This is a genomic window from Rhizobium sp. 57MFTsu3.2 (genome assembly GCF_012932765.1).
Classification (GTDB): Bacteria; Pseudomonadota; Alphaproteobacteria; order Rhizobiales; family Rhizobiaceae; genus Rhizobium; species Rhizobium altiplani.
In genome coordinates, this window is the sequence record NZ_JDWI01000002.1 from 45,429 (window position 1) to 68,588 (window position 23,160).

21 protein-coding genes and 1 pseudogene are annotated in these 23,160 nt (G+C 58.8%); 11 read left to right on the forward strand and 11 right to left on the reverse strand.

Translation table 11 applies throughout. From position 1 onward, the window contains the following. The first annotated feature begins 36 nt into the window (after window positions 1-36). The 4 genes from AF71_RS02730 (at window position 37) to AF71_RS02745 (ending at window position 3,856) form a co-directional block, all read left to right on the forward strand. Window positions 37-1,560, forward strand: a complete 1,524-nt coding sequence (locus AF71_RS02730; protein ID WP_246733566.1) for a gamma-glutamyltransferase — start codon at window positions 37-39, stop codon at window positions 1,558-1,560. Then, window positions 1,557-2,810 carry an amidohydrolase family protein gene (locus tag AF71_RS02735; protein ID WP_169679697.1) on the forward strand — a complete coding sequence of 418 codons (1,254 nt, stop codon included), beginning with the start codon at window positions 1,557-1,559 and terminating at the stop codon, window positions 2,808-2,810. Before AF71_RS02730 ends, AF71_RS02735 begins: the two co-directional genes overlap by 4 nt. Window positions 2,811-3,000: 190 nt before the next feature. Continuing rightward, entirely contained in the window at window positions 3,001-3,351 is a 351-nt protein-coding gene (locus AF71_RS02740) for an antitoxin Xre/MbcA/ParS toxin-binding domain-containing protein (protein WP_025658548.1), read from the forward strand. A 7-nt stretch (window positions 3,352-3,358) separates the two neighbouring features. After that, window positions 3,359-3,856 (forward strand): RES family NAD+ phosphorylase, encoded by a 498-nt coding sequence (locus AF71_RS02745; protein ID WP_169680129.1) that lies wholly within the window; start codon window positions 3,359-3,361, stop codon window positions 3,854-3,856. 91 nt (window positions 3,857-3,947) lie between these two features. Here the strand turns inward: AF71_RS02745 and AF71_RS02750 are convergent, their stop codons facing one another. From AF71_RS02750 to AF71_RS02765, 4 genes are all read right to left on the reverse strand, one after another. Next, complete coding sequence (locus tag AF71_RS02750; protein WP_169679700.1) at window positions 3,948-4,928, reverse strand: ABC transporter permease; 981 nt, start codon at window positions 4,926-4,928, stop codon at window positions 3,948-3,950. Then, window positions 4,925-5,920, reverse strand: coding sequence for an ABC transporter permease (locus AF71_RS02755; RefSeq protein WP_169679703.1), 996 nt, complete (start codon window positions 5,918-5,920; stop codon window positions 4,925-4,927). The genes AF71_RS02750 and AF71_RS02755 overlap by 4 nt, the downstream gene beginning before the upstream one ends. Continuing rightward, entirely contained in the window at window positions 5,917-7,455 is a 1,539-nt protein-coding gene (locus tag AF71_RS02760; RefSeq protein ID WP_169679706.1) for a sugar ABC transporter ATP-binding protein, read from the reverse strand. Before AF71_RS02760 ends, AF71_RS02755 begins: the two co-directional genes overlap by 4 nt. 72 nt (window positions 7,456-7,527) lie before the next feature. Next, window positions 7,528-8,667: a sugar ABC transporter substrate-binding protein gene (locus AF71_RS02765; protein WP_018855660.1), complete on the reverse strand. Its 1,140-nt coding sequence runs from the start codon at window positions 8,665-8,667 to the stop codon at window positions 7,528-7,530. A 237-nt stretch (window positions 8,668-8,904) separates the two neighbouring features. Between AF71_RS02765 and AF71_RS02770 the strand changes: the two genes are divergently transcribed. Together AF71_RS02770 and AF71_RS02775 are read left to right on the forward strand one after the other, a co-directional pair. Beyond that, window positions 8,905-9,990 (forward strand): LacI family DNA-binding transcriptional regulator, encoded by a 1,086-nt coding sequence (locus AF71_RS02770; RefSeq protein ID WP_169679709.1) that lies wholly within the window; start codon window positions 8,905-8,907, stop codon window positions 9,988-9,990. Window positions 9,991-10,215: 225 nt separating this feature from the next. After that, window positions 10,216-10,506 (forward strand): annotated as a pseudogene (locus tag AF71_RS02775) (GSU2403 family nucleotidyltransferase fold protein); the annotation flags it as partial. A gap of 201 nt (window positions 10,507-10,707) precedes the next feature. On the opposite strand, the gene AF71_RS31465 reads toward AF71_RS02775, so the two are convergent. The 3 genes from AF71_RS31465 to AF71_RS02785 all read right to left on the reverse strand — a co-directional run bounded on the left by AF71_RS31465 (window position 10,708) and on the right by AF71_RS02785 (window position 12,790). After that, entirely contained in the window at window positions 10,708-10,950 is a 243-nt protein-coding gene (locus tag AF71_RS31465; RefSeq protein ID WP_246733567.1) for a hypothetical protein, read from the reverse strand. Window positions 10,951-11,056: 106 nt separating this feature from the next. Further along, window positions 11,057-11,254 carry a hypothetical protein gene (locus AF71_RS31470; protein WP_169679712.1) on the reverse strand — a complete coding sequence of 66 codons (198 nt, stop codon included), beginning with the start codon at window positions 11,252-11,254 and terminating at the stop codon, window positions 11,057-11,059. 756 nt (window positions 11,255-12,010) lie between these two features. Beyond that, entirely contained in the window at window positions 12,011-12,790 is a 780-nt protein-coding gene (locus tag AF71_RS02785; RefSeq protein ID WP_169680131.1) for a GntR family transcriptional regulator, read from the reverse strand. A gap of 178 nt (window positions 12,791-12,968) precedes the next feature. Here AF71_RS02785 and AF71_RS02790 point away from each other — a divergent pair, with 178 nt between their 5' ends. The 5 genes from AF71_RS02790 to AF71_RS02810 all read left to right on the forward strand — a co-directional run bounded on the left by AF71_RS02790 (window position 12,969) and on the right by AF71_RS02810 (window position 17,727). Next, the gene (locus AF71_RS02790; RefSeq protein ID WP_169679715.1) at window positions 12,969-14,225 is read left to right on the forward strand and encodes an ABC transporter substrate-binding protein; all 1,257 of its coding nucleotides are present in this window, start codon (window positions 12,969-12,971) and stop codon (window positions 14,223-14,225) included. A 92-nt stretch (window positions 14,226-14,317) separates the two neighbouring features. Next, window positions 14,318-15,427 (forward strand): ABC transporter ATP-binding protein, encoded by a 1,110-nt coding sequence (locus tag AF71_RS02795; RefSeq protein ID WP_169679718.1) that lies wholly within the window; start codon window positions 14,318-14,320, stop codon window positions 15,425-15,427. Next, window positions 15,424-16,314, forward strand: coding sequence for a sugar ABC transporter permease (locus AF71_RS02800; protein WP_169679720.1), 891 nt, complete (start codon window positions 15,424-15,426; stop codon window positions 16,312-16,314). Before AF71_RS02795 ends, AF71_RS02800 begins: the two co-directional genes overlap by 4 nt. A 2-nt stretch (window positions 16,315-16,316) precedes the next feature. Then, on the forward strand, window positions 16,317-17,195 hold the full coding sequence (locus AF71_RS02805; protein ID WP_169679723.1) for a carbohydrate ABC transporter permease: 879 nt from the start codon (window positions 16,317-16,319) through the stop codon (window positions 17,193-17,195). Window positions 17,196-17,214: 19 nt separating this feature from the next. Further along, complete coding sequence (locus tag AF71_RS02810; protein WP_169679726.1) at window positions 17,215-17,727, forward strand: GNAT family N-acetyltransferase; 513 nt, start codon at window positions 17,215-17,217, stop codon at window positions 17,725-17,727. Window positions 17,728-17,753: 26 nt separating this feature from the next. On the opposite strand, the gene AF71_RS02815 is transcribed toward AF71_RS02810, so the two are convergent. The 4 genes from AF71_RS02815 to AF71_RS02830 all read right to left on the reverse strand — a co-directional run bounded on the left by AF71_RS02815 (window position 17,754) and on the right by AF71_RS02830 (window position 23,029). Further along, a complete protein-coding gene (locus tag AF71_RS02815; RefSeq protein WP_169679729.1) occupies window positions 17,754-19,268 on the reverse strand; it encodes an aldehyde dehydrogenase family protein in 1,515 nt (504 codons plus the stop codon). 112 nt (window positions 19,269-19,380) lie between these two features. Next, the gene (locus tag AF71_RS02820) at window positions 19,381-20,406 is read right to left on the reverse strand and encodes an ABC transporter permease (RefSeq protein ID WP_169679732.1); all 1,026 of its coding nucleotides are present in this window, start codon (window positions 20,404-20,406) and stop codon (window positions 19,381-19,383) included. A gap of 39 nt (window positions 20,407-20,445) precedes the next feature. Further along, window positions 20,446-21,987: a sugar ABC transporter ATP-binding protein gene (locus tag AF71_RS02825; RefSeq protein ID WP_169679735.1), complete on the reverse strand. Its 1,542-nt coding sequence runs from the start codon at window positions 21,985-21,987 to the stop codon at window positions 20,446-20,448. 79 nt (window positions 21,988-22,066) lie between these two features. Continuing rightward, window positions 22,067-23,029, reverse strand: coding sequence for a sugar-binding protein (locus tag AF71_RS02830; RefSeq protein WP_169679738.1), 963 nt, complete (start codon window positions 23,027-23,029; stop codon window positions 22,067-22,069). Window positions 23,030-23,160 lie beyond the last annotated feature (131 nt).

Sequence of the window (23,160 nt, forward strand, 5' to 3'; positions counted from 1 at the left end):
CAGACCAAAACGGGCAGCGCGCGATCGCGTGATGGCATGGTGACAACACCGCATTGGCTGGCCAGCGAAGCCGGTGCCCGGGTGCTTTCACGCGGCGGGAATGCGATCGAGGCGCTGGTCGCGGCTGGAGCAGCACTTTCGGTCGTCTACCCGCATTTCTGTGGCCTCGGTGGAGACGCCGTCTGGATGGTCTCCGACGAGGCCGGCGATGCACGGACGTTCCTCGGCATAGGCCAGGCGGCAGATATTGCCGTCCCCCGCAACACGATCCCATTGCGCGGCGCTGCCTCGACCTTGACCACCGCCGGCCTGGTCGACAGCTGGGACAAGGTGCTCGGCTATTCCGCAACCGCTTGGGGTGGCAGCGAGAGCCTGTCGGGATTGCTGGACGATGCGATCGCCCTGGCCGGAAACGGTTATGCCGTGAGCGCGTCGCAGGCATTCTGGTTCGATTTTCGCGCCGCCGAATCCGACGCGTGGCCGGGCTTTCGCGACCTTTTCAGGCAGGACGGCATCCAGTGCCAGCCGGCCCTTGCGAGGAGCCTTGAAGCGATCGCCAGCAACGGCGCCCGCGAATTCTACGAGGGGGCGCTCGCCGGCCGCATCGCAAGCGGTCTTGCTGCCGCCGGCTCGCCGCTTACTGCTGCCGATCTTGCAGCGACAAACACCCAGGTCGTTGCGCCCCTGCGACTATCCTATGGTGAAACAGTGCTTTTGGCGCCGCCACCCCCGACCCAGGGCGTGACCACACTCGCTATCATGGGCGTGCTCTCTCATCTGTTACCGGCAGACAAGGCGGTCGACAGTGCATCCTATTATCACCTGCTGGTAGAGGCGGTGAAACAGGCATTTCGCGACCGGCATCTGATTGCTGATCCGGCATTCGGTGACGATGCCTCCGGGGCACTTCTTAATCCCGATCGACTTTCCGGGAAGGCCGCCGCAATTGACCCCACCCGTGCTGCCGCCTGGGCGCATCCCTATCGGCAGGGCGACACGTCCTTGCTGGCCGCTGTCGATTCCAGGGGGCGGGCAGCCTCCATGCTTCAAAGTATCTATTTCGATTGGGGCAGCGGCGTCCTTGCCGGCGATACAGGCATTCTCTGGCAGAACCGCGGCGCCGCCTTCAGCATTGATCCCATAAGCCCGAACCGCTACGGGCCTGGAAAGCGTCCATTCTACACCCTCAATCCCGGCCTGGCGCTGAAGGGCGGCCGCCCGCATCTGGTTTATGGCACGCAAGGTGCCGACGGTCAGCCGCAGACGCTGGCACTGCTGTTGAGCCTCCTCATCGACCATGGCCTTGATCCCCTGGCGGCCCTTTCAAGGCCACGCTTCCTGCTCGGCCGTACCTTTTCCGATAGCCGCGACAACCTGAAGATCGAGGAGAATATTGGCAGTGACGTGATCGCGGCGCTTGCCTTGATGGGCCATGAGGTCACGACGATCGCTCCGCTCAGTCCGCTCGGCGGTCAGGCAGGTATCATCCGCATCAGTGGTGACGGGATGTTGGAAGCAGCTCACGACCCTCGCAGTGACGGCGGGGCGATCGGCCTATGAGCACTGCAAGCGACAGTCCGCTCGACCTGCTTATCCGCAATGTCCGGGTGAAGGAGCATGGCGGACTCGTCGATATCGCTGTTCGCGGCAACCGGATCGTGGCGATCGAGCCCGGGTTTCGTTGCGAGGCCGTCGAGGACTTCGAAGGCGATGGCGCTTTTGCGTTTGGTGGTTTCGTCGACACGCATGTCCATCTGGACAAGGCCTGCATCCTCGATCGTTGCTCGATCTGCGAGGGAACACTTGCTGAAGCGGTGCGACAGACCTCCAGCGCCAAGGCAGACTTCACCGAGGCGGACGTCTATGATCGCGCCGCCCAGGTCGTCGAAAAGGCGATCTCGCACGGCACTGTACGGATGCGAACCTTCGTCGAGATCGATCCGCGCGCAGGCTTTCGCTCCTTCGAGGCAATCAAGCGCGTCAAAGCGGAATACGCTTTTGCGATTGATATTGAAATCTGCGCGTTCGCGCAGGACGGTCTCACGAACGAGCCGCAGATGCTGGACATGCTCGACCGGGCGCTCTCAGAAGGGGCCGATCTCGTCGGTGGCTGCCCCTACACTGATCCCGATCCAGTCAGGCATGTGGACCTGATCTTCTCCCTCGCTGTCAGGCACGGCGTCGCAGTGGATTTTCATCTCGATTTCCATCTGGATCCCGGCCAGAGCGATTTGCCGGCTGTTATTGCGGCCACAGAGCGCCATGGCTGGCAAGACCGGGTCGCAATCGGCCACGTCACCAATCTTTCGGCCATGCCGCTGGCCGATGTCATTCATATCGCCGACAAACTTGCTGCAGCGGGCATCGCGCTTACCGTTCTTCCGGCGACAGATCTTTTCCTCATTGGCCGCGGGCACGACCGGCTGGTGCCGCGGGGCGTCGCACCGGCGCACGTCATCGCGCGGCGCGGCGTCGTTACCTCAATCGCCACCAACAACGTCATGAATCCTTTCACTCCCTATGGCGACGCCTCGCTGATCCGCATGGCAAATCTCTATGCCAATATCGCACAGCTTTCGCGGGACGAGGACGTGCACTCGGTCTTTGAAATGGTAGGACAATCGGCGGCGAGGCAGCTCGGCGTTCCGCACGGCCTTTGGGTCGACGGTGACGCGACCATCGTGCTTGTCGATGCGGTCGGCCCGATGGCGGCTGTGCGCGAGGTCGGCCGTGTCCTCGCCGGCTGGAAGAATGGCCACATGAGTTTCAACAATGGTCGAGCTCGGATCCGCAGACGTTCACTTGTGTGAACGCGGTACCAATGCCGACCGTGTAACCGTCTTGTGCCTGTGTGGCTCTGAGCCTGCTGGCCTGCAAACAAATCAGACGGAGGGTTCAAGGGGACGCCGTTCCGGCGCCAATGTGCCAGCCATTGAATCACAGTGCAATTGACGCTATCTAACGTCAGTATCAATGGCATGTATGGGAGTTTTGGATATCATGGGTCTTGCTCGGTATGCAGACGGCGGCCTGTTCTCGCCCCGCAAGATCGCGCAAGCATTGCGCACGACCAGCGAGGAAATCGCGCTGACCGCTGGACTTGGCAAGGATGCCATCCAGCGTAAGGATCGCATTCGTTCCGACAAGACGCAGCGGCGACTACGCGAGGTCACAGAAGTCATCAACAAGGTCGAGCCCCGGTTCGGTTCGGCTCTGATGGCTTATGCCTGGTATCGCTCGGAGCCCTTGTCGGGATTTTCCGGTTTGACGGCAATGCAACTGGTGCGTGACGGACGCGCGAACGACGTCCTTGACTACATCGATGCAGTCGATGCGGGCGTTCACGCCTGACTTGCCGATGCACTTTAAGGGCACCCTTTATCGCGCGCTCAACCCGATCTACGCGCAAGACGCGTTGTCCGGGCGTGGAGCGGAACTCTATCGCGGACGGTTCAACCGAAAAGGAACCCCGGCGCTCTATACGTCTCTTTCGGTAATTGCCGCGCTACGCGAGGCCAATCAGGTCGGCAGCTTGCAGCCGACCACGCTGGTATCTTACGACGCTGACATTGAGCGTGTTTTCGACTGCCGGGACGAGGTTGCTCTGCGAAGCGAAGGAATGGACGCCAGCATGCTTGCTGATCCGGCATGGCGCGATCAAATGAGGAAACACGGGGAGGCATTGACGCAGGCGTTCGCCCGCGCACTCAGCCAGGCGGGTTTTCACGGATTGCTAGTGAGGAGTTTTGCGCACGGGGCAACTGACAATGATCTCAACCTTGTCCTCTGGCAATGGAGCGCCGCGTTACCCAGTCGGGTGACGCTCATCGACGACGAACATCGTCTGTCGCCTTAGCTAGGCTCAGCTGATCGCAATCGCATTGGTGTATGACTTGAACGTCGCAACGTTCGATCGGGCTCAATAGCGGATCCGCCGCCAACCGGCTTCAGGTCTTCTGTCGGCCATAGAGCAAAAGCATGCTCACGATCACTACGCCGTAGATCAGCTGGCGACCCGCTTCTTCAATTTGCATTACCGAGAGGATCGACTGCAGTAGGGTAATAAGGATCACGCCTGCCACCGTACCGAGGTAGGTCCCTTTTCCACCAAGTACATGGGTTCCACCAAGGACCACGGCCGCGATTGACGGCAGAAGGTAGGCGTCGCCCATCGACTGTGAGGCTTTTGACGCATAACCGGCCAGCAAGACTCCACCAAGTGCGCTGAGCGAACCCGAGATGACAAAGGCGATCATAGTAACACGCCGGGTATCGATGCCCGACATATAGGCCGCCCGTTCGCGGTTTCCGATCGCATAGAGCGATCGACCGAAGGTCGTTCTGGTCAACAGGAAAACCGCCAGTATGCCAACGGCAAGCCAGACAAGAACGCCGTTGGGGACAGAGGGGATGGTGTATCCGGTCGCGAGAAATCGCATCGCCCGAGAGGCAGAATCCTGCGGCGAGAACCCGCCCGTGTAGACGACCATCAGTCCCTGCACGACGGCGTTGGTCGCGAGCGTGATGATCATAGAGGGAATGCGCAGATAGGCGACGGCAAGTCCGTTGACCAGACCAATCGCTGCCCCGCATGCAATTCCGAATGGAATTGCCAGGAGTGATCCGCCTGCGCCGTAAGCCGTCGCAGCACAGGCCATCATCGCGCCAGCGGTCACTGTCCACGGAACGGAAAGATCAATCTGCCCAAGCAGGATTACCATCATCATCCCCGTCGCGATCACGCCGAGGAAGGAGGCCACCTTCAACTGTTGCAGGAGGTAATCGGGCGAGAGAAAATTCGAAGAATAGATCGATCCGCCAAGCAGCAGGAGCAGGATGCAACCGAAGGCGATCGCCACCGCGGGATCTCTTCCCCGCAGCCGACGAGGAATTATTGAATGCCGCATGCCGAAAGCATCTTCGCTCATTGGAACCATTCCAGTCGATTGCGTACACGGGCCAGCCCGATCGAGCCAATGCCGATCGCCAGCATCAACACGATGCCCTGGAACAGAGGCTGCCAGAGTGGGTCGAGATCAAAGACGAAAAGAAGATCGCCGATCGTGCGGAAGGCAAGCGCCCCGAACACGGCGCCGACGGCACTGCCCTTTCCCCCCGCTAGAGACACGCCTCCAAGGACAACTGCGGCAATCGAGTAGAGCGTGTAAGCATTGCCGCTCGCAAAGGCCGCCTCGCCTGTATAAGAAAAGAAGGTGAGATAAAGTCCGCCAATGGCCGACAAGAGCCCCGCAAGGGCATAGGCCAGAAGCTTAGCCCGCTTGAGCGGCATGCCGGACATATAGGCAGCATACTCCGAAGACCCGGCGGCGTAGGCTGCGCGCCCATAAACCGACCTGCTGAACGGGATCCAGACCAAAAGTATCGTGGCAGCGAGAACGATCAGGCTAGTGGGCAACACCCCGAACATCTTGGAGGTGAAGACGTCAGCAAGTGTCTCGTTAACAGAGCCGCCCGGCGTTGGGCGCAAAAGTAGCGCAAGCCCGAAAAAGATAGCACTGGTGGCGATTGTCGTTACGATCGGCTGCAGTCTGCCGAAGATGATGATCAGACCGTTCAAGGTGCCGCAGGCCAGACCCGCCGCCAGCACGGCGACGATGCCGAAGCCCGTCTGCAGCGGTGTGCCGACGACAAGCCAGGATGCGAGACAGTTGCACAGAACCAGAACCATCCCGGCCGAAAGGTCTATGCCCGCCGTGATCACCACGAGACATTGCGCCATCGCGACGAAGGCGAGGAGCGTTGCCTTGTTGGACGCTGTCTGCACAACGTTTGGTGTGAAGCCCGCTGGATGGTTGGAAACATAGATGACGAACATCACCACAAAGAGGGCCGCGGCAAGAAGCGTTCCTTTATGAAGCTCGTACCGGAATCGCCATTCACCGACCTTTCCCGTGTTCACAGTGTTGGCCCCCGCTCCACCTGTTTGGCAGCGATGTTCAACGCACTGCCAATCAACGCGCGTTCGTTGATATTGTCACCTTCAAGCATGCTGGCGATCGTTCCGTCGTACATCACAAGGACTCGATCACAGCAACCAATCAGTTCGTCGTAGTCGGTGGAATAGAAGATTATTGCCGCGCCACCGTCCGCAAGGTTTCGCAGCAGCTGGTAGATCTCCTGTTTGGTCCCGACGTCGATGCCGCGTGTGGGATCGTTCAACAGTATGATCCGGGGCCGGTTCATCAGCCATTTGGCAATGACAACCTTCTGCTGGTTTCCACCGGACAGATTGCTGACCGGCATGTCGATGTTCGCCGCCTTGATGGCAAGGAGCTTCAAGAGTTCGCCAACGCAAGCGGCCTCCGCGCCGCGATCGATGACACCTTTCCGCGAAACGCTGCCAAGGGCCGCTATCGAAAGATTCTCCCGCACTGTCATGGGCAGCATCAATCCCTCGGTCTTTCGATCTTCCGGGATGAGAGCAATGGAGGCTGCCTGCGACTTCGCCTCCTTGGGACTGGTCAATCGCACACTGCGACCATCGATCCTCACGTCGCCCCTGACGTCGCGAAGCACGCCGAAAAGCGCCAGCAGGAGCTCACGTTGACCCTGCCCGTCCAGGCCGCCCACACCCACAATTTCGCCCGGGCGCGCATCGAACGTAATGTCAGTCAGACGATCCCCCCAGCACAAGCCAGAGCAGGAAAGGACGGGCGGCCTCGAAATCTCGACGCCCGGCTTGGCTGGAAACACACTTTTGTATTCCCGACCGATCATCAGCTCAACAACCTGCTGATCGGTCTTTGTCCCGGCTTTGTAGGATTCGATGCTACGCCCGTTCCGGAACACGGTACAGTCGTCGGCGAGTTCTGCAATTTCATGCATGCGATGCGAAATATAGACGAGCGCCAATCCCTCCGATCGCAGTCGCTTCAGGACACTGAAGACCTTGTCGACATCTGACTTGCTCAAGGCGGAGGTCGCCTCGTCCAGGATCATCAGCCGAGGGCTGCGCGCGAGAGCCTTGGCAATCTCGACCATTTGCCGACGGGAAAGCGGAAGGTCCTTGACCAGCGATGACGGATGAATGTCGAAGGCGCCGGCGCGCGTAAGCGCCTCCTCGGCGATCCGTCGCTGGGCGCCGCGGTCGATCATCCCGAAACGCGTGGGCGGATTGCTGATGACGATGTTGTCGGCGACCGAAAGGTCGGGAATGAGCGACAGCTCTTGAAAGACCGAAACGATCCCTGCCGCATTCGCCATCGCAGGCGACGAGAAAGATACCGCCTTGCCATCCAGCAGCATTCGGCCGTCGTCGGGTGCCGTCACCCCGGCCATGATTTTGATCAGCGTCGATTTTCCTGCACCGTTCTCGCCGAGGACGGCATGGATCGCGCCGGGTCGAATTGCAATATCGGCTTCGTTGAGGGCTATGACGCCGCCGTAGCGTTTCGATATGCCTTCCATGCGCAACAGTGGTTCTGACAAGATCACCCTCCCATCGGGTGCATTTCGCCTGTGACTGCGAGCACGCATGCCCGCAGTCAATCCCATGAGCACTTGCTGCTATTGGTTTTCCTTGGTCTGCCCCATGATTTCTTGCGCCGTGAAATTGATGCCGCAAGTTGGGAAGGAGTTGCCGACGAAAAAGTTGTCGGACTGGTCAGGGTAATAGTCCTGATCCTTCTTCAAGTCGGGATGCGACACGAGTGCCGTCGGCAACTTGACGGCTTGCGGGACCACTTGGCCCTCAAGAGCTGCGATGGCAGTCTTTATGGCGACAGCAACCTGAGCTGGCCCTGTCCCGGCCGACGAGCAAACTAGCCCCTCGCCCGCATGAGCGGCGCAAAGCTTTCGGAAGCCATTTTCGGTCTCGCCGCCGAACGGAACGAAGGGGTGCTTCGCGTCGATCATCGCCTGAACGACACCGGTGTCGCCACCCTGGGCGGTAATCCCGTCAAAGGGTCCATTTGTCGCTATAGCATCTGCTGTCGCCTTCTGGGCAACGCCGTCATCCCATTTGCCGACGACTTCGGTCACGTCGAACTTCTTGCCGGAGGCTGCCAGTGTTTCCTTGATGCCATTATGGCGGTCGGTATCAACGGACGTGCCAGCGACACCCCTGACTTCCAAAATCTTGCCGCCGTTCGGCAGGTGTTTGACAAGCCACTCGGCCCAGGTGACACCAAGGCCCTTCTGATCGACGTTGACGTTGATCGCGTCTTTCGTGTCCAGGGTGTTGTCGAATGCTACGAGCACGACGCCAGCTTCCTTGGCTCTCTTGATCACGGGGCCAAAGGCTGTCGGGTTTTGGGCATTGACAACGATCGCATCATAGCCGGCGTCGATGAAGTTGTTGATCGCTGAAATCTGCGCCGGCACGTCCTCTCCGGTTGAGACTACCTTGAACTCCTTCAACTTCGCCTTGACGTCCGGTTGCGCCGCATACGCCTTTGCAGTCTGGACCATCTGGATGCGCCATGTGTTGGCAATGTAGCCGTTGGCGAGCGCGATGCGGTAAGGACCTTCCTTTTTCGGATACTGCAGAAACTGAGTATCGGAAGCCCAAGGCGTCATGCAGCCTGGATCAGCTGCTGGTCCGTTCACAACTTTCGGTTCTGCATATGCAGCGCCGCACAACAGCGCAAGGATCGGTGCGGAAACTGCCGCAACGCGCGCAGAATTCGCTTTCACGTTTTTAAGCATGGATGTCCTCCTCCAGAGGCGGACGCAGCCGCCCTCCAATATCCTCAACCTCCAGTATTGTCATTGGTACGCTTGGTCCGAAAAGGCTCCACCCTGCCCTTTGCGGAACGATCGAAACGTTAACATACGTGACAGCGCTGTCAAATTCTATTTGATAGCGCTGTCAATTGTGGAGTATCACTTTGTTCTGCTTGTTTCTCGCTGCTCTGTGACCTTTTGTATTTGGACAATGCTTTTATGCGCCGAATAACTCTCGACGATGTTGCTAGCCTGGCGGGTGTCAGCCCGATCACGGTTTCGCGCGTGCTCCGCAAGCCGGCAACGGTCTCGGAAACCTTGCGGCTACGCGTTATCGAGGCCGTCGAAAAGTTGGGCTATGTGCCGAATGTGGCGGCAAGCAGACTTGCCTCATCGCGCACCCACACGATCGGCGTGATCGTGCCGACGCTCTATAATGTCATCTTTGCGGAATACCTGTTTGCGCTGCACGAAGTTCTAATCGCTGCAGGTTTCCAGGTCGTCGTGGTCAACAGCAGGTACTCGGAAGTGGAGGAGGAGAATGCGATCAAGGCGCTCCTTGGTCAGCGGGTGGAAGCGATCATCATTGCAGGTATTCACCATACGGCACTGTCACGCCAGCTTTTGGTCCAGGCGCGACTTCCGGTTGTGCAAACTTTCGAATTGTCCGACGATCCAATAGATCTCAACATCGGCATGTCACAGGAGCATGCGGGCCACGTTGCAACCCGCCATCTCATTGATCGCGGGTTCCGACGGATTGCGTTCCTGACAGGCAATCTCGACCATCGCGCCCAGTCACGCTTTGACGGGTATCACAATGCGATGCAGGAAGTTGGCCTGAAAAGTCTGGAAATGATTGCGCATAGACCGCGCCACAGTTCGGTGGCGCTCGGATCCGAGCTCTTTGGCGAGATGGATGACCGCGGCGATCTGCCAGAGGCGATATTTTGTACGGACGACAACCTGGCTCTTGGCGCAATGCAGGAGTGCAGGAAGCGGCGCATCCGCGTGCCGGACGATATTTCGATTATGGGTTTTCACGACCTCGAATTCTCAGCCTGCGCAGCACCGTCCCTTTCCTCGATCGCCACCCGCCGTTACGAAACCGGCAGGCTTGCTGCCGAGAAGGTTCTCCTGGCGCTCGATGCAGCAACAAAATCCGGACCCGAACAAATCGACATGGGATTCGCGCTTGTCGTGCGCGAAAGCACTTCTAGCGAACTTGTCTTTGCGAACCGGACGAGCAATTCGAGTGCCGGCGCGATCAGGCCGACAAACGAGGGCGAGCAGCCCGACGATTGAGTCGATACAACATCTTTAACGCCGTCTCCGGTTTTGCAGCAGTCAGCCCGTTATAAGGTTTTGGCAGAACCTTATAACGGCAATCCAAGCGGACGTGCCAACGAGAGGCCGCGGCACGGGATACGGAACGTCAACGATGAAAGAGATCGACATCAGCTATCGAACCATGTTCGCTGAGCTTACTCAGCGAACGCTCGACGCGCAATTTGCGGCAGATTTCCCATTCCCGAGAGATATGCCGTCCACAAACTGATCGTATCCTCTCGAAGGCTCACGGACACGCTAGGACGCGTGAAAGCGGACAAGGACCTGTTGCAGGCCGCCTTGCTGTTTGAAGCCCTCGTGGAAACGCGACATGGCGACGAGTTGGCCGATGCTTGGGGGGAGGCTTGGGAGCGAGGAGATGCTTGGAAAGAGGGCATCATCAAAGGTCTATCAAGGCTGCCCAAGAATGGGGTGAAAGCCCTCGAAAAGACTCTTGGCTCCGATGTGGTCGAAGCCCTGATGTCAAGGTGATCCATCCATTGAGGCGGGGACAAATATTCAGGTGTTGGCCTGAAAGACGTGCCCACGCGAAGAACGAGCGGCATCTGAGCGAGGCGCTCTACATCGCAATATGCCAGCTCGTAATAAGGTCGGCTGGGACGATAACGTCGAGCTCCCCAGGCGTGAGGGGCATCGCCACGCAGGAAGAGTGAGGCGATGCTCAACCTTGAGCTAATGAAGAGCGCCGGACCTGGGCGCATTGACATATGTGACAGGCGCTCCGGGAAACCGAGCAATCAATATCCGGGTCAGTTCCTCCTGCGTGCGATGACCGCGATTGAAGAGGTCGACCGCCGCGCTGCAGATTACTTCCGACGTTCTGTCATCTGGTTTGGCCCTGTAATGTCGGTACCAGGATTGAACGGACAGCGAGAGCACGGCCAAATCGGCTTCGAGGATACTCGAGACTAGCATTCCTTACCTCCCCTCAGAATTACACGAGCTGCTCGGCCAGAACCTGCGCGAGCATCTCCAGGCTCCGGCCAGTTCGAGTGACGACCGTCAAGGCGCGCCCGGGCGCTCATTGCGACGTGATGGTCTGTCGTCCGTCGTTCGCAAGATGCGCAACAATCGCGCGCCGGATTTCGGCAATCGTATCGAAGACCATATTGTCCAGATCAATGACGCTGAACCGGACAGCGATGAACTTCAGACGAGTTTCTACGGGAACAGCGATCCCAACTTCCTGACCATTGAAAACGACAGCCTGTTTCTGCATGACAAACCCCGAGGCACACACCATCGTGCGGACCATAAGCAATTTTCGGTGATGGATTTACGACGGGTCAGACCGATGGTGCGGCTCGATATCGGGTTGAAACGCGATGGCGCACTCGCTGCACAATTGCGAATAAAGAAACGCTTGGACGCAATGTCTTATCCTCCTCAAGCGTCGTCAACCAACACTGAGTGCAAGCACCAGATTTTGATGTTGGGCACCTCTCCCAGAACAAAACCTATTCGAGAAAAGTAGGATAAGCAACTGAAATAGTGTAATTTTTAGCGAGTTGAATTATATGATAATTGCCGCATCTGCGAAGCAGAAAATGACGTACGTGCGTCCAGTCGAAGTGAGGTGGCAATATTGTCGGGGTGGCCGCACGTGTCACCGCGTCATCGAGCGAAACTGCTTCCTGAGGGCGCGACGCGGATTGAGCATCCGAAGGCTCCCGCAGTCTTGCAAGAGGCGAGCGAAGACCTTCCATTGCCGCGCGGTCGACACTTTGGCGGAGTGAGCCCGCAAGCAACAGCGCGATTCATTCGAATACAGGTCGTTACCGAAGGGAGATCCTCTCTTGGGTGCATGCCTCCAATTCCTGACACCACCATTGCCAGACCGCGCGGGGATTTGAAGGGAAACATACGATACGGCGCGGTGCTGTGTGTTGGCTTCCCAATTTTCTCGAGCGACCGACGTCGAAGACATGCCAGTCGGATCGCCGGCACCCTGTGCTGAGCTAAAATGCAGGCGCATCTACCAGTATTGACGAAAGTCACCCGTGGCTGACTGTAGCAGTGTAAGCGGATATCGGCCGGGGTGATGGACAAGCGCTGTCATGTTGATTGGCCGGTCCCGCTCGTCAAAGGCGATTTGATCGACAGTGAGCACGGCCGAAGGTAACGGGAGTTCGAGCATCGCAGCTTCGGCCGGATCCGCCAGTCGCGCACTGAGTGTCGTTTGCCCCCGCCGCGGCTGGATACCGTAGACTTCGCGCAGCTCGGTATAGAGCGAGCGATTTGCGACCGTCCAGTCCATGCCGGTCAATCCTGGCGCGCGGGAGGCCGCTATCCAGTCGGTCTGGAGGACGACCGGCACGCCGTCAAGTAGCCGCAGGCGCGACAGCACGATCACATCCGATCCGGGAGGCAAGAGCAGCGGCCGGGTGATGTCAAGCGACGCCTTTACGACCTCCATCGCAAGCAGGCGATGTCCGGGCACGCGACCACTTGCCAGTGCGGTGCTCGTGAAGCTTCTGAGGACCTCGAGTTCAAATCCTCCTCCATTCTCCGCAACATACAAGCCCTTGCCCGGCTGACTTTGAACAACGCCCTGGCGGATCAGTTCGCGCACCGCATGCCGCACCGTGATGCGACTAACATCGTAAAGTGAAACGAGTTCACGTTCGGAGGGCAACTTGCCGCGCAATGGCACCTTCCCTTCCCGGATCGTAGCCAGCAAGTCTTCGTAGACCTGCTGATGAAGCGGACGAGGGTCGGCCCGATCGATTGCCGCATGCCTCTTTGTCGCTGCCACCGGTTCACGGGTCTTCACGTTGCGTTCGCTCCCTTGGTCGGTGCTTGTATTTGCTTTTGCATCTTTGCCCACAAGGGACAAAAGAGTCCAGTTGACATGACTGGTCATAACCAGTCCTACTAGGTCAGGAACCAGAGAGTTCCGCACCGCTCAAGTGTGATAAAGACAGGAACAGCCCATGTTGAAGAAATGCCTTACTGCAGTTGCAGTCTATGCCGGCCTATGGGCCAGTGCCGCGCATGCGGAAAGCATCTCCGTATTCTGCGCACCAACCGAATTCGAACTTTGCACCAAGGTTGCCGACGCCTGGAAGACAAAGACAGGCAACGAAGCAAAAATTAACAAGATGCCGGCTCTCCTCGACGACGCGATCCCGCTCTATCAGCAATTGCTGGCGGCAAAGTCCAAGGATATCGATGTTCTGTTTCTCGACGTCATCTGGCTCGGGATGTTCAAGGCCAACCTGCTTGATTTGAAAACCATGATTCCTGCGGCCGATCAGGACAAGCATTTCACTTCCACGCTCAGTGCAGCCAAGCTGGACGGCAACCTGGTCGCGATGCCTGCCTACATGGACGTGGGCCTGATGTTCTACCGCAAGGATCTCCTGGAAAAGTATGGCAAGCAGCCTCCCAAGACCTGGGATGAGCTTGCTGCGACCGCAAAGGAAATCCAGGACAAGGAGCGCGCCGCCGGCAACGCCAAGATGTGGGGCTACGCCTGGCAGGCAAAGAGCTATGAGGGCCTGACCTGCGATGCGATCGAACTCATTGCATCAAATGGCGGCGGCACGATCATATCCGACGACGGCAAGGTTACGATCAACACGCCGCAAGCCGCCGAAGCCATCGAGAAGGCCAGAGGCTGGATCGGTTCGATCAGCCCGGAAGGCGTTCTGAACTACGATGAGGAAGCGTCACGGGCAGTTTTTGAATCCGGCGACGCGGTATTCCATCGCAATTGGCCCTATGTCTGGGGTACATCGCACAAGGAAGGCAGCTCGATCATCGACAAGGTTGGCGTCATGCCGCTTCCGGTTGGCAAGGAAGGCCAGAAGTCCAGCGGCTGCCTGGGGCCCATGTATTATGGCGTCTCGAAATACAGCGCCAAACCTGAGGTCGCAGCCGACTTTGTGAACTTCATCACGGGTCCGGAGATGCAGAAGATGCGTGCCGTGGAGGCGACCCTCAACCCTTCGATCCAGTCGCTTTATAGCGATCCGGAGGTGCTGGAAAAAATTCCGTTCCTGAAAGACAACCAGCAAGCCTTCGCCGATAGTGCGGTCCGTCCGTCCGGCTACACCGGCACCAGCTACAACCGTGTCTCTCAGGCCTTCTATCGCGCCACCCATGACGTGCTGTCGGGCAGTGGCGATGCCAAAGACAGCTTTGCATCGCTGGCCAAGCGCCTGGAAAAGCTCAAAGAGAGCCGCTGATTGAAGGAAAGTTGCGGGAGCCTCAGCTCCCGCAACCTTTGCAGCCGGCGCTCTGTGCCGGTCGAGCCCCCATGCGCAAGCCAAGGTGAACGATGGCATCGGTTTCGATGGAGTCCGTTTCGAAGAGTTTCGGAACACACAGTGTCATTCATGATGTAGACTTGAAGATCGACGATGGTGAATTCGTTGTCTTTGTCGGCCCCTCCGGTTGCGGAAAATCCACGCTGCTGCGCATTGTGGCGGGCCTGATCTCAGCCTCGTCTGGAACGGTCAAGATTGGTGGCGACGATGTCACCGACGTCCCCGCTTCGAAGCGCGGTGTTGCCTTTGTTTTTCAATCCTATGCGCTCTACCCGCATATGACGGTGGCGCGCAACATTGGTTTCGCACTCGAGACCATGGGGATCCGACGCGATGCGATTGCTCAAAAGGTGCAACAGGTCGCGCGTATGCTCAAGGTTGACCATCTCTTGAGCCGGCGACCGAGAGAGCTGTCTGGTGGTCAGCGCCAGCGGGTGGCGATTGGACGGGCATTGGTGCGCCAACCCGAGATTTTCCTGTTCGACGAGCCGCTTTCCAATCTGGATGCGGACCTGAGAATGGAAATGCGCATGGAAATCGCCAAGCTTCATGACGATCTCAAGACGACGATGATCTACGTCACGCACGATCAATCAGAAGCCATGACGCTTGCAGACCGGATTGTTGTCCTCAATCACGGCAGAATAGAACAGATCGGCACACCTTCGGAGCTGTATCGTCAGCCCGGCAATCGGTTTGTTGCGGGTTTTATCGGCAGTCCGCGCATGAACTTCCTTGCCGTCGAGACACAGCCAGAGCATGACGATGAGCACATCGTCGGCCCGGGTGGCCTGGCAATTGGGCGATCGCCAAGCGATGCAATTCCAGTTGCCGAGATAGGCATTCGGCCGGAGGCGTTGCGCCTGGTACCAACGGGAACCGGGCGTCTCGATTGTATGCTCGAGCGGGTCGAAGACCTCGGACACGAACACTTCGCCTATTGCCGGGTGGGGAGCGGCACACTCTGGGTTGTTCGCCTGCCCGCGGCACCAAACCCCGACGCGATCGGCAAGCCGGCTGCACTGACTTTCGACGATCATTCGCTATTTTTCTTCGCCGCCGACGGCAGACGACTTTTGCCGTCGGCCGAACCATTCGGTGCCAGGAGCGCTCTATCATGAGTGCACGCCTTGCCCGCCGCGATCACCTTGCTGCCTGGCTCTTCCTCGTGCCGGTCATTGCCTCAATGCTGCTTGTCGCCGTATGGCCGTTAGGACGGACATTCTTCTTCGCTTTTACGGACGCCTTTCTCGACGATCCCAGCGTCTACTCCATGGTCGGCATCGACAACCTCGTCGAGGTTTTCAATGACCACACCTGGTGGATTGCCGTCAGGAACACACTGACCTTCACGGTCATCTCGGTGGCAATTGAAACAGCGCTGGGATTGGCTATCGCTCTCCTTATCAACGAGGCCATACCAGGCCGGGGACTTGCGCGCGCTGCGATCCTTGTCCCGTGGGCCATTCCGGTCGTGGTGTCCACCAAGATCTGGGAATGGATGTTGAACGACCAGTTCGGTGTTATCAACAAGCTACTGGAAGCCCTTGGGTTCATCGACCATGGTGTGGCATGGACTGCGAGTGGTTCGCTGATCATGGGGGTGGTCATTTTCATTGACGTATGGATGACGACCCCTTTCATGGTTTTGCTCATTCTCGCGGGCCTGCAGATGATCTCCCAGGAAATATTCGAAGCCGCCGAAGTGGACGGCATTCCGGCCTGGAAACGCTTCTGGTCGATCACCCTCCCGATGCTGCGACCCGCGATCGGAGTAGCCGTGTTGTTTCGCACACTCGATGCCCTACGCATGTTCGACCTTTCCTACGTTCTGGCGGCCAGCAATGAAAAGGTCATGACAGTGTCGATCTACGCACGCGACCGTCTGATCAGCTTCCAGGAACTCGGTGTCGGCTCCGCGGCCTCGACCTGGGTTTTCCTGTTGGTTGCGCTGGTCGCGATCATCATCATCGGTGCCTTGCGCCTCGACAGGGCAGCGGGGCATTGATCATGACAGACCTTTTTCTTGCACGCCCGGCCCGAAAGTCGAGCGCCTATTACAGGGTCCGGCGCCAGGTGTTGCGGGTACTGCAAATCCTTGCCCTATCGCTGGTCCTGATCTACACGCTGTTTCCCTATTACTGGGCCTTCGTTTCGTCGACGAAACAGGGCGCGGCACTCTATCGTTCGGTCCTGCTGCCAGCGCTTGACTTCACCTATTACCGAGAGTTGATCAACAACCCGGTGTTCATCGGATCACTCCTGAACTCCGCCTATGTCGCCGTGGCGACGACCTGCCTGTCCCTTGTGATCGGTATCAGTGCGGCCTATGCGCTCGGACGCATCGACTTTCCGAAGCGTCGGGCTGTTTTGATGATTATCCTGATGATCTCGATCTTTCCGCAGGTGGTCGTGCTTTCGGGCATGTTTGAGCTCATCAACTGGCTCGGGCTCTTCAACCGTCCAAGCGCGCTCATTCTGACATACCTTCTGTCAACGGTGCCGTTCACGACGTGGATTCTCACAACCTTCATTCGCGAGTTCCCGCGCGAGTTGGAGGAGGCCGCGATCGTTGATGGTTGTTCGCACCTTCGTATCCTCATGAAGATACTGCTGCCGCTGATGGGACCGTCACTTGCAAGCACGGGCATCCTCGCCTTCATTCTTGCATGGAACGAATTCCTCTTTGCCTTGACTTTCACGCTGACGGACGAAAATCGCACCGTGCCGGTCGCGATCGGATTGATCGCCGGCACCAATCGTTACGAATATCCCTTCGGACAGATCATGGCTGCCTCGGTGACAGTCACGTTGCCGCTGATCGCGGTCGTGCTCGTCTTCCAGCGGCGCATCGTTGCGGGGCTGACTGCCGGTGCCGTGAAGGGATGACGATAAAGGGACCAATTACATGGATATGCTTGTCAAGCTCTACGATCTCAAACCGGACACCTCCCTCGATGCGAAAATGGAACGGCAAGGTGTCACGATCCGTCGCGTCTTGCCGCCTGAACTGAAGGCTTTGACCGATTGGATTACGCCCCGCTTTGGAGCCGGGTGGTCTTGCGAAGCGACCACGGCTGCAATGCGGCAGCCGCCGACGTGCTTCATCGCAATCCAGAACGGAAGACTGATCGGCTTTGCCTGCCACGACGCCACGGCGAAGGGCTTCTTCGGCCCGACTGGCGTCGATAGTGCAGTCCGTGGCCAGGGGGTTGGCCATGCGCTGCTTTTGACGACGTTACTTGATATGTATGCACAAGGGTATGCCTACGGCGTCATCGGTGGCGCAGGACCTATGGACTTCTACCGCCGAAGCGTTGGCGCCGTTCCGATCGAAGGATCCGTCCCTGGAATATACAGGGGCATGTTGGCCGAGGCAGAGCCAGATGAAATCTCGCAATCGCACGGCCAACCTTCATAGATGCGCGCCCAAAGTCCTTGAGCGGCTCATGCAAGCCAGGGTGTGGGCCGCCCCAAGGTTACATGAACTCCCTTGAACTGGGAATATTCGTCGAAGCCATAGCGGCCAAGTTCGCGTCCCAGTCCGCTCTTCTTATAGCCACCGATCGGCAGCTCCGGCGTCCCGTCGATAACACTGTTGATCCAGCAGCGACCAGCGCGAATGCGGCGGATACTTTGCAGCGCGTTTTCGAGGTTGGTTGACCAGACGCTCGCTGAAAGGCCGAATTCGGTACTATTGGCAAGTGCGATCGCCTCTTCGGCTGTCTTGAAGGTCAGTGTTGAAAGCACGGGCCCAAAAATCTCCTCACGAGCGATCGACATGTCCGGCTTGACGCCTGCAAAGACCGTCGGTGGGTAATACAGTCCAGTCCCCTTGCCTACCCTTTCGCCGCCAAGAAGAAGTTCCGCGCCGGAGGCAATCCCTGCCTCGACGTAAGCATGCACCTTTTGTGCATGCGCCTCCGAAATCATCGCGCCGATCTTGGTGCGCTCGTTCAACGGATCCCCGAACGCGACCTTCCTTGAAATGCCGAGCAACCGATCCATCAAGGCATCCCGGATATTCTCCTGAACCAGCAGCCGGCTCCCGGAAATGCAGCATTGGCCGGCATTGTGATAGACGCCGTAAGCGATGCCGTCGGCCGCCGCCTCGAGGTCCGCATCGGCAAAGACAATCTGCGGCCCCTTGCCGCCAAGCTCCAGCCCCACCCGCTTGACGCTACGAGCGGCGATTTCGCCGAGCTTCGTGCCAACGCGCACGGAACCAGTAAACGCCACCATGTCGATGCCTGGATCCTCCGCGAGCACCTGGCCAGCCGGATCGCCAAAGCCTGTGACAACGTTGAAGACGCCGTCCGGAATGCCAGCTTCGCGCGCAAGTTCCGCCATGCGGATCGAGGTGCCGGAGGTGAATTCCGAGGGTTTCAGGACGACCGTGCACCCAGCGCCGATCGCCCATGGCACGCGCTCCGAGGCAATGATGAAGGGAAAGTTCCATGGCGTGATGATGCCGACGACGCCTGCCGGTTCGCGCAAGACGAGGCCAAGCCGGTCGTCGCCAATATTGTTGTGCGTCTGTCCCTCAAGCGCCCGGGCCTGGCCGGCTGCATAGGACCACAGATCCGCGCAAAATCCGATCTCGCCCCGAGCCTGGACGATTGGCTTGCCGACCTCGAGGCTCTCGATCAGCGCAAGTTCTTCCTGGTGGGCAAGAATGAGATCCGCCACCTTGAACATCAGTCGCGACCGCTCGGCGCCCGACATGCGCGGCCAAGGACCGGTGTCAAACGCCCGCCGCGCTGCTGCGATTGCCAAGCGAACGTCGTCCGCCGACGCATCCGGCCATGTTGCGACCACGATACCGGCATGGCCGGGGCTCACCCGATCGATGGTCTTGCCCGAGGCAGCATCAACAGACTTGCCATCAACGAGCATGCGGTAACGATATTTGGATCCCAGCCGCGGATCACTGGAATCAGGCGCGATAAAGTTAGACAGCATCATTTCTCCCCGGCCAGACATCACGGTCGGCCTTTTCATCCACTTCCGGTCTTCAATGACCCGGACGCATTGGTTTAAGTCGTATGGCGCAGCATGGAATGGCCCCGCTGCTCTAGTCCTGACGTGCAGCCACCGGCAGCGAACCGTCGTCGTGCAGGCGGCCTTCAGTCTGTCGAGCTGCTGCCACGAGGCGGCGCTGTGCCCGGATCGCATGCCATTGCTGGTCGATAAGGACGCCGATGAGGATCACGCCACCCATCACGGCAAAGTTCAATGACGACGGGATGCCGAGCAAGTTCACAAGGTTCTGCAATTCCTGAAGCAAGACTGTACCAAGCACGACACCGACGATCGATCCCTCGCCGCCGCGCAGCGAAAACCCGCCAAGCACGGCAGCGGCGATCGCATAGAGCTCGTAGAACTGTCCATGGCTTGCCGGTGAGATCGAGCGCGTGTACATGGCAAAATAGATCGCCGAGAGCGCCGTGAGCAATCCGCAGATGACATAGGCCGACATGATCATTCGGCCGGTGCGGATGCCTGAATAACGGGCCGCTTCCTCGTTCTTGCCGATTGCGTAAAGATAACGCCCGAAGACGGAGCGGTGCAACACCACCCACATGACCACCGTGATGATGGCGAGCGCAATGAAGGTGTTTGGAACACCATAGAAGCGGCCCGCGGTCAGGAATTCGAGGTCGGGGAAATTCTGGCCGAAGGCAAATCCCGCCGTCCCGTCGGCAGTATAGAAGCGCGCGGCCCCACGATAGATCAGCAAGCCGCACAAGGTGACGACAAAGGGTTGCAGATTGAGCCTGGTAATCAGCCAGCCATGAATGGCACCGATGACCGCCCCAAGCACGAGGATGAGCGGCAGCGCCAACATCCAGGACATGTCCTGGACAGCAATGAAATCGATGAAAAGGACGCCAAGAAGCGCGACGAGCGAACCCACGGAAAGCTCGATGCCGCCGGTAATGATGACAAAGGCCTGGCCGATCGAAAGGATGCCAAACAGTCCGATCAGGTTGGCGGTGTTCGCCAGATTGATCGGCAGCAGGAAGCGCGGATTGATGATGGCGACGACGATGCCGACGACGACAATCAAAAGCAGCAGTCCAAGGTCTTTCTTGATCATTCGAGATCCGTTCCCCGATACCTATGATGGCCGCAGCCGCTATTTTACTCTCTTGCCGACGGCAAGCAAAAGGACGCTTTCCTGGCTGAAGTCATCCTCTTCCAGAATCCCGGCGATCTGGCCCTCATGCATGACGGCAATGCGGTCGGAAACGCCGATCACCTCTTCCATGTCGCTTGAGATCATCAGGATGGCGACGCCAGCATCGGCAAGGGCCCGCATCAGCCCGTAAATTTCATTCTTCGCCCCGATATCGATGCCGCGCGTTGGCTCGTCGAAGATCATCACCTTCGGGTTCATCGATAGCCATTTGGCAAGCACCACCTTCTGCTGATTACCGCCCGACAGTGTGCCTGTCCGGGTCGAAACCGAGGGCGCCTTGATGCCGAGGCGAGCGCGTTGCTTTTCAGCCGCCGCCGTTTCCCGGTCGGCAGACAGCATGTGGCGGTTGGCAAGATTTGGAAGGTCGGCAAGGGTAATGTTCTGGGCAATCGGGAAATCAAGAAGAATGCCGTTGCGCTTGCGATCCTCCGGCACCAGGAAAATCCCGCGAGCCACGGCAACGCGCGCGGAGCCGACCGCGATTTGCTGTCCGTCCTGCAGAATGGCTCCGCCGTAACTCCGGTCAATGCCGAAGAGCACCCTTGCAAGCTCGGTGCGCCCCGAGCCGACAAGGCCGGCAAGTCCGAGGATTTCTCCATACCTGATGTCCAGATCGACAGGGCGGGATGGATAGGCCTCGGTGCGCACGCCGCTTGCCGTCAGCGCAACCGAGCCGGGCGCGCGTTGCGGTTTGGCGGTGCGCGCCGCAAGCACCCGGCCAATCATCAGCTTGACCATCTGGTCGTGCCCGATCTCGGCCTTTGCAAGCGTACCGACGAGCGTGCCATCGCGTAGCACGACCACGCGGTCGGCGACGCGCTCGACCTCGTGGAGGCGATGCGAGATGAAAATGACGCTGATGCCATCTGCTTTCAGCGACTTGATGATGCTCAAAAGCCGCTCGGTTTCGGCCAACGGAAGGCTGGATGTGGGCTCATCGAAGATGACGAGCCTCGCGTTGATCGACAATGCCTTGGCGATTTCCACCATCTGCTGCTCGGCAAGCGAAAGCGACGCCACGGGCGTATCGGCGGAAAAATGCGCCCCCACACGCTTCAGGAGCGGCCTTACCATCTCCCTCAGTCGATCACGATCGACGAGCTTGAGAGGCCCGGCCTTCAGTGGTTCGCGGCCGAGGAAGATATTGGCGGCGACGTCGAGGTTTTCGAAGAGATTGAGTTCCTGGTGGACGAAGGCGATGCCGGACGAGATGCTCGATTCCACGGTAAGCGAACGAAGCTCCGCCCCGTCGAGCAGGATCGTGCCCCGGTCGGGCGCGATCACGCCGCCGAGGATCTTCATGAGCGTCGACTTTCCTGCCCCGTTCTCGCCGACGAGGCCGATCACCTCGCCCGGCATGATGTCCATTGACAGGCCGTCAAGTGCGACGACGCCCGGATAAGTCTTGCCCACACCGGAAAGCGAAAGGAACGGTGTCGCGGGCGCGTCCGGTGACGGAATATCGGAGCTGTGGTTCATAGCCTGTCCATGGCTGCTAATGCTGTCGGCACAATACGTCACTTGCGGCGGCGACTGGCGCCACCGCCGCAAGGAAGGATTACTTGCCGGCCATGGCCTTCAGGTTGGCAGCATACTTGTCGACATCATCCTTGCCGATGATGACCGTCGGGATGATGATCAGACCGTTGGCTGGAACGCCAGACTTGTCGCCCTTGAGATAGGCTGCCATCAGCTTCATGCCCTGATAGGCCCATTCGAACGGCTGCTGTACGACGGTCGCCGCAATTGTGCCTTCCTTGACGCCACCAAGCGTGATCGGATCGTCATCGAAGCCGACGACGGTGATCTGGCCGAGTTTGCCTGCGTCACGCAGCGCCTCATAGATGCGTGGCGTGTTGTAGGAATAGAAGCCGACCATGCAGGTCACGTCGGGGCTGGCAACCAGCGCATCCTCGACGTTCTTCTTGGCACGGGTCTGGTCGATGTCGTCGCCGCGAACGTCAGTCAGCTCGATCTTCGTCCCCTTCAGCCCGTCCTTCATGCCCTGGATGCGTTCCTTGGCATTGTCGGCGCCAAGAAGTCCGACGAAGCCGATGCACTTGCCTCCATCAGGCATTGCCTTCTTGGCGATTTCAGCGGCCTGCTTGCCAGCATCGACGTTGGACGAGCCGATATAGGCGACGCGGTTGGTCTGGGGCGCGTCGCTGTCGGTGGTAAAGAGTGCGGTCTGCGAACCGATCTTGTTCAGGCCGTCCGTCTGGGTCTTAGGATCGACGGCGGAAACCATGACGCCTTTGACACCAGCGCTCACAAGGTCTTCCATCAGGCGCTGTTGAACGGCGACTGACGCCTGTTCAGGATATTTCAGCTGCATGTCGTAGTCTGGCATCTCGCCCTGAGCCTTCTTCACGCCGGCCTCGGCAGCCTTCCAGAAGTCGGAAGCCCCGTTGACCACGAAGGCCAAGGTCGGCTTGTCGGCGGCATGGGATACCGCAACAGGCGCGGCAGTCAGCATCAATCCGGTGAAGAACAAGGCTGCATTGCGTTTCAGCTGATTCATAATACACCTCCCGAAGGGCCGCAGTAGCAAGGGCCCGATTGCAACTTGCGGCCGGCCGGATGCGCGCCCCCTCCTAGGGCAGTCGCAAAGCGACGAATGGCATAGGGTTCCGATCGCTCCATGACGGTATA

Bases quoted from the DNA above. Each gene is read 5' to 3' on its own strand.
- AF71_RS02815 (WP_169679729.1), bottom strand. From the start codon at position 19,268: ATGCTGTCTAACTTTATCGCGCCTGATTCCAGTGATCCGCGGCTGGGA.
- AF71_RS02795 (WP_169679718.1), top strand. From the start codon at position 14,318: ATGGCATCGGTTTCGATGGAGTCCGTTTCGAAGAGTTTCGGAACACAC.
- AF71_RS02735 (WP_169679697.1), top strand. From the start codon at position 1,557: ATGAGCACTGCAAGCGACAGTCCGCTCGACCTGCTTATCCGCAATGTC.
- AF71_RS02740 (WP_025658548.1), top strand. From the start codon at position 3,001: ATGGGTCTTGCTCGGTATGCAGACGGCGGCCTGTTCTCGCCCCGCAAG.
- AF71_RS02765 (WP_018855660.1), bottom strand. From the start codon at position 8,667: ATGCTTAAAAACGTGAAAGCGAATTCTGCGCGCGTTGCGGCAGTTTCC.
- AF71_RS02750 (WP_169679700.1), bottom strand. From the start codon at position 4,928: ATGAGCGAAGATGCTTTCGGCATGCGGCATTCAATAATTCCTCGTCGG.
- AF71_RS02820 (WP_169679732.1), bottom strand. From the start codon at position 20,406: ATGATCAAGAAAGACCTTGGACTGCTGCTTTTGATTGTCGTCGTCGGC.
- AF71_RS02800 (WP_169679720.1), top strand. From the start codon at position 15,424: ATGAGTGCACGCCTTGCCCGCCGCGATCACCTTGCTGCCTGGCTCTTC.
- AF71_RS02805 (WP_169679723.1), top strand. From the start codon at position 16,317: ATGACAGACCTTTTTCTTGCACGCCCGGCCCGAAAGTCGAGCGCCTAT.
- AF71_RS02790 (WP_169679715.1), top strand. From the start codon at position 12,969: ATGTTGAAGAAATGCCTTACTGCAGTTGCAGTCTATGCCGGCCTATGG.
- AF71_RS31465 (WP_246733567.1), bottom strand. From the start codon at position 10,950: ATGCTAGTCTCGAGTATCCTCGAAGCCGATTTGGCCGTGCTCTCGCTG.
- AF71_RS02770 (WP_169679709.1), top strand. From the start codon at position 8,905: ATGCGCCGAATAACTCTCGACGATGTTGCTAGCCTGGCGGGTGTCAGC.
- AF71_RS31470 (WP_169679712.1), bottom strand. From the start codon at position 11,254: ATGCAGAAACAGGCTGTCGTTTTCAATGGTCAGGAAGTTGGGATCGCT.
- AF71_RS02730 (WP_246733566.1), top strand. From the start codon at position 37: ATGGTGACAACACCGCATTGGCTGGCCAGCGAAGCCGGTGCCCGGGTG.
- AF71_RS02830 (WP_169679738.1), bottom strand. From the start codon at position 23,029: ATGAATCAGCTGAAACGCAATGCAGCCTTGTTCTTCACCGGATTGATG.
- AF71_RS02810 (WP_169679726.1), top strand. From the start codon at position 17,215: ATGGATATGCTTGTCAAGCTCTACGATCTCAAACCGGACACCTCCCTC.
- AF71_RS02745 (WP_169680129.1), top strand. From the start codon at position 3,359: ATGCACTTTAAGGGCACCCTTTATCGCGCGCTCAACCCGATCTACGCG.
- AF71_RS02825 (WP_169679735.1), bottom strand. From the start codon at position 21,987: ATGAACCACAGCTCCGATATTCCGTCACCGGACGCGCCCGCGACACCG.